At 65.9% G+C, this 4,531-nt stretch carries 4 protein-coding genes; 3 read left to right on the forward strand and 1 reads right to left on the reverse strand.

The window, feature by feature from the left end; all coding sequences use genetic code 11:
* Positions 1 to 860: 860 nt before the first annotated feature.
* A complete protein-coding gene (locus K2X24_RS07315; RefSeq protein ID WP_292496267.1) occupies positions 861 to 1,046 on the reverse strand; it encodes a hypothetical protein in 186 nt (61 codons plus the stop codon).
* A gap of 390 nt (positions 1,047 to 1,436) precedes the next feature.
* Here K2X24_RS07315 and K2X24_RS07320 point away from each other — a divergent pair, with 390 nt between their 5' ends.
* From K2X24_RS07320 to K2X24_RS07330, 3 genes are all read left to right on the forward strand, one after another.
* Positions 1,437 to 2,312, forward strand: a complete 876-nt coding sequence (locus tag K2X24_RS07320) for a hypothetical protein (RefSeq protein ID WP_292496269.1) — start codon at positions 1,437 to 1,439, stop codon at positions 2,310 to 2,312.
* A gap of 178 nt (positions 2,313 to 2,490) precedes the next feature.
* The gene (locus tag K2X24_RS07325; RefSeq protein ID WP_292496271.1) at positions 2,491 to 3,738 is read left to right on the forward strand and encodes a GNAT family N-acetyltransferase; all 1,248 of its coding nucleotides are present in this window, start codon (positions 2,491 to 2,493) and stop codon (positions 3,736 to 3,738) included.
* 76 nt (positions 3,739 to 3,814) lie between these two features.
* The gene (locus tag K2X24_RS07330; protein ID WP_292496273.1) at positions 3,815 to 4,276 is read left to right on the forward strand and encodes an NUDIX domain-containing protein; all 462 of its coding nucleotides are present in this window, start codon (positions 3,815 to 3,817) and stop codon (positions 4,274 to 4,276) included.
* The last annotated feature ends 255 nt before the right edge of the window (positions 4,277 to 4,531 follow it).

Below are 4,531 nucleotides of genomic sequence, written 5' to 3' on the forward strand. Positions count from 1 at the left end.
GGGATAATGATTCAGGCGCGTTTAATCCGCAATAGAAATCCGGTCATATTTTCCCGACAGAAACGAGGCTGTTTGAGGCCGCGCGGACCGGGCTCGACATAGGAGCCGGGAAAACGATCGTTTTCCTGATAAAAACGGCTTCTGCTCCCGAGCCTTCCCCGACCCTACCCATCATGGGCGCGCCATTCGCGTAGCGTCATGTATGGACCGTCGCGTGGCGTCTCGGCATCCGCAAAACGAAGCGTCTGCTTCCGGTGCTTCTCTCACTGTATGCTTTCCTGCCTCATCTGCCAGAATAGGGCGCGAGCCAAAGTCAGCATCGCGGGAGTGCCAATCTCGGCGACCGCTTCAGAGCTTCCAGGCAGGCATCTGCCATAGCTTCGAAGCGTTTGTCATTCTCCATCCCATCTTCGAAGCTGTTTGCATAATAAAACTTAATCCTTGCGATTGTGCAAACGCCTCGATCACAATCATAAACTCAAAATTTGCCTAGCGCCGGAGAAGTCCGTCCGCATGATCGACGCGTTTGCCGACGGGCTCGACCTGACAGGTCCCTGCTTTGACCGCGTGGCTCAAGGAGGAATGGAGTTTAACAAGTTCCTCGCTCAAACCCTTGAGTTCAGGGCTATCGACCGCGGAAAATCATACCCTCCTCCGTACTAACTGCGATTAGTATGATCGAGATTATTCTAATCGGAAACCCTTGCTCAATTTGGTGCCGCCCTGGCGCGTGACCGAAGGGTTCGCAAGTAGATGAAGGGCTAGACCAGTCCGAGCCTGCTGCGACAGGGTGGGCAGAATGGCCCCTTGGTGCGATTCTACTCCGGAGGATACCCCGGCACGGGACGGCAGGCCGACCCTCAGGGCGGGGGCGCAGAGGAGCTCCGGAGTTCGGCGAGCTCGACCCGCAGCGCATTGATCTCCGCCTGGAGCGCGCCGGCATCGACCGCCATCTCGATGCACTGTTCCTGCGCCTCGGCGAGATGAAGGCGAAGCTCGGCATTCTCCGCCACGAGTTCGAGCAGGGTGATGTCGAGGGAGGACAAGGGGATGGCGGACTCGCGGGATTTGGGTTCGGATCGGACCCCGAGGCTTTCGCCACGCACGCGTTACCGTTGACTTAACCATGCCGGCCAGCCGAGATGGCATGTCTGGCGGCACTCGACCCTGGGGTTGAGTCGCGCGCCGATCACCAATCAGGGAACATGGCCGCGCAAGAGACCTAAGCCCGAAACGCCAACGGCCCCACCCTGGCAGGGGTGAGGCCGTCGAAATCGATGAAGTCTGGGAAGACCAATAACAGCTCCCCAGACATCATAACACCGCTCAGGTGTCAATCGGGATCGCTTCCCGAGACGATGGCGCTTTGCCTTTTGACGGGGACGGCTCCGGCCGCGCCCCCTGCTTTGCCGCGGCCCGGGCAGGAGCCGGGACCGATGTTGCATGCCGAGATCATGCGAGCCGCGATCGAGGGGGCGCGCACGTTCGCGCAGATGGACGAACTCTCCCGCCAGCTCTGGCGAGGTCACGGGGCGGGAGCCTTGAGCGACGGGGGGGCCCAAGGCCTCGCCGAGCATCTGCACGGGCGCCGCTCGGCGATCCGCGAGGGCATGCGGCCGCTGCCCATCCCGGGAGTCGTCGGCTCGGGTCTTGCCGGCTCGGGCCTCGTCGTCCGACGTGCGAGCCTGTTCCCCCCGCGAAAGATCCCCAGGAGCCCGGACCGGATCGCCTCGCGCGACCGGCGCCGGCTGCTGGCCTGCTCGGGTCCCCTGCCGCCCCGGCTCGCCGCCCGCTTCACGGAGGGCCAGCGCGCGGTCCTGCGCATCGTGGCCGACGCCGTGGCGGAGGCGGGCCTGTGCGACCTCTGCCTCGACGCCATCGCGGCCCGGGCCGGCGTCTGCCGGCGCCTGGCGCAAGGGGCCCTGCGCCTGGCCGCGGGCGACGGGCTCCTCACGATCGAGGAACGGCGCTACCCCGGCCGCCGGAATGCCCCCAACCTGGTCCGCATCGTCAGCCAGGACTGGCAGGCCTGGATCAAGCGGGGCGTCAAGCGCAGACGGACAGACCCGGCCCCGCCCACCGAGCCCCGACCCGAGCCGAAGCCGACAGGGTGCAAAGCCCTGCACGCCACGGAGAAGAGTCTTTCCCATCCGGGAAAAACAGAGCATCGCCCCGGCGTCCCTGCTCTGCCGATTTCCGGCGCGGTGACACCAGGGGCGGCCGCACACCAAACCCAGGCGCGTTTGCTGAACCCCCCGACAGGTGAACCCGTCCGTGAGGGTTGTGGAAACCAGATTGGAACTCCGATGTGAAGAAACGCCGAGCCGATTATTTTGCAGGGATCGCCAGCGATGTTTCTTTACGCTCTCGGCCCATAGCCGATCCGGTCTTCGTGCTGCTCTTGTCGGGCGATGCACGAAGTGAATGGGGACGGACCGGACCGGTGGAGGGTTCGATACCGTCCGCGTTTCCGGACGGAGAGCACCGACGTTGACCGCGATACAGACCTTCGACGCCCCCGCGCCGATCCGGGCCGAGGCCGTCCATCCCGCAGCCGGAGTCGCCCCGCGCTCGGATCTCTCGGATCGGGGCTTGCGGGTCGAGCGCGTCGACACGCACCGGTTCGCGGGCCTCGAGCCTGCGTTTCGCGACCTCGCCGACACGACGCCGGAAGCGAACGTCTTCCTCGAGCCGGCGATGCTGGATGCCGCGCAGGCAGCCGATCCCGATACACCCCTCGTCGTGCTGCTGGCCTGGAGCCCGGAGCAGCGCCTCGTCGGTGTCTGGGCCTTCGCCCTGGAGCGGGGCGGCCTCGTCGCGCGGCTGCGGGCCCCCGCCGTCCCCCTGGCCTCCCTCGGCAGCCCCCTGATCCGGCCCGACTGGGCCCGGGACGCGCTGGCCGCGTGGTTCGCCCTTCTCCGGGCCGACCGGAGCCTGCCGAAGCTCCTCGACCTGAACTGCCGCACCGACGGGGCCTTCCAGACGGCCCTCGACGCGCTGCAGGCCGAGGGGCGCTGCGCCGTGAAGGTGCGGGCGCGCCACCGCCGGGCGATGCTGGAGACCGAACTCGACGCCGAGGCGTACCTGCGCCAGACCCTGTCGGGCTCGCGTCGCGCCAAGCTGCGGCAGCTGCGCGCCAAGCTCGGGCGCCACGGCGAGGTGCGCTACGTCGTGCACGAGAATGCTGCCGTGCCGGCGGCGGTGGACCAGTTCCTCGCCCTGGAGGCCCTGGGCTGGAAGGGCCAGCGCGGCAGCGCCATGCAGTCGAACGCGAAGCACGCGGCCTTCCTGCGGGGCGGGCTTGGCGCCCTCGCGGCTCAGGGGCGCGGCAAGGTCAGCGCGCTGACCATGGACGGCGAACCGATCAGCATGTGCGTCCTGATCTACTCAGGGAGCACCGCCTTCATGTGGAAGATCGCCTACGACGAGGCCCGCGGCAACTTTTCGCCGGGCTACCAACTCGCGCTCGAGGACACCGCGATGCTGCTGGCCGACCCGGCCGTGCGGCTCTCGGATTCCTGTGCGGCCGCCGAAGTCGGGATGATGTCCGAGCTCTGGCAGGAGCGGGCGCCGCTCGCCGATCTCCTCATCGGTGTCCGGCCCGGACTGCGCTTCAAGGGCACGGTGGCGTTCCTGGCGGCCCTCGGCCTCGTGCCCGAACTGCGCCGGCGGCTGCGCCTGCGCGCGAAACTTAAACCCCTCCTCAACCGGCTGCGCGCCCTTCGGGGACGATCGTAGGGGTCGGTGCTGCGTCGCGATCCGAAGACCGCCTGACAGAACCGCCGGCATGGCCGCAACGAGAGGAATGTGTTCGATGCTCTGGATCCCGTCCGAAATCTACAAGGAGATCCTCCGGCACGTCCCCATTGCGTGCGTGGACATCGCGATCGTCTCCGAAGGGCGCATCCTCCTCGTCGAGCGCATGGACGAACCCGCGAAGGGACAGATGTGGCTCCCCGGCGGCCGGGTCCGGAAGGGCGAGACCATGCGGGATGCCGCCGCCCGCAAGGCCATCGAGGAGGTCGGCATCGAATGCCATGTCGGGCCGATCGTGCACACCGCCGAGACGATCTTCGACGATGGACCGCACGGTGTGCCCGTCCATAGCATCAACACCTGCTTCTTCCTGTTTCCGCGCCTCCCGGGCGCGCGAGTCCGCCTCGACGACCATCACGCCCGGTTCGCCTGGGTCGAGGGGATCGAGGGCGATCTTCACCCGTATGTCCGCCGCTGCCTCCTGGCGGCCGGGCTGCAAAGGTCGATGGTCGAGAAATAATTCCAACCATCAATTGATTCTATAATGCACAACAACCGACGGATTTATCGAAGCTCAACGGGAGGGAGATCATTGTCGCGTGCGAAACGATTTGCCATCTCGCTGAGTGCGCCAATGTTCTCTGGTATGTAAGTCTTAAAGTACCACTCATTCATACCTGTACGAAAACCGGGATATTTATCCCGTCTTATTCATCGGGCATCGGCGTACGCTGCGTTTTGGGCTGATGGCGCGCGGGATCGCGCGTCTGTTCTG

The organism is Methylobacterium sp. (assembly GCF_019750675.1).
GTDB lineage: Bacteria > Pseudomonadota > Alphaproteobacteria > Rhizobiales > Beijerinckiaceae > Methylobacterium.

Coding starts and splice junctions, on each gene's coding strand:
- K2X24_RS07330 (WP_292496273.1), top strand. CDS start 3,815: ATGCTCTGGATCCCGTCCGAAATCTACAAGGAGATCCTCCGGCACGTC.
- K2X24_RS07320 (WP_292496269.1), top strand. CDS start 1,437: ATGTTGCATGCCGAGATCATGCGAGCCGCGATCGAGGGGGCGCGCACG.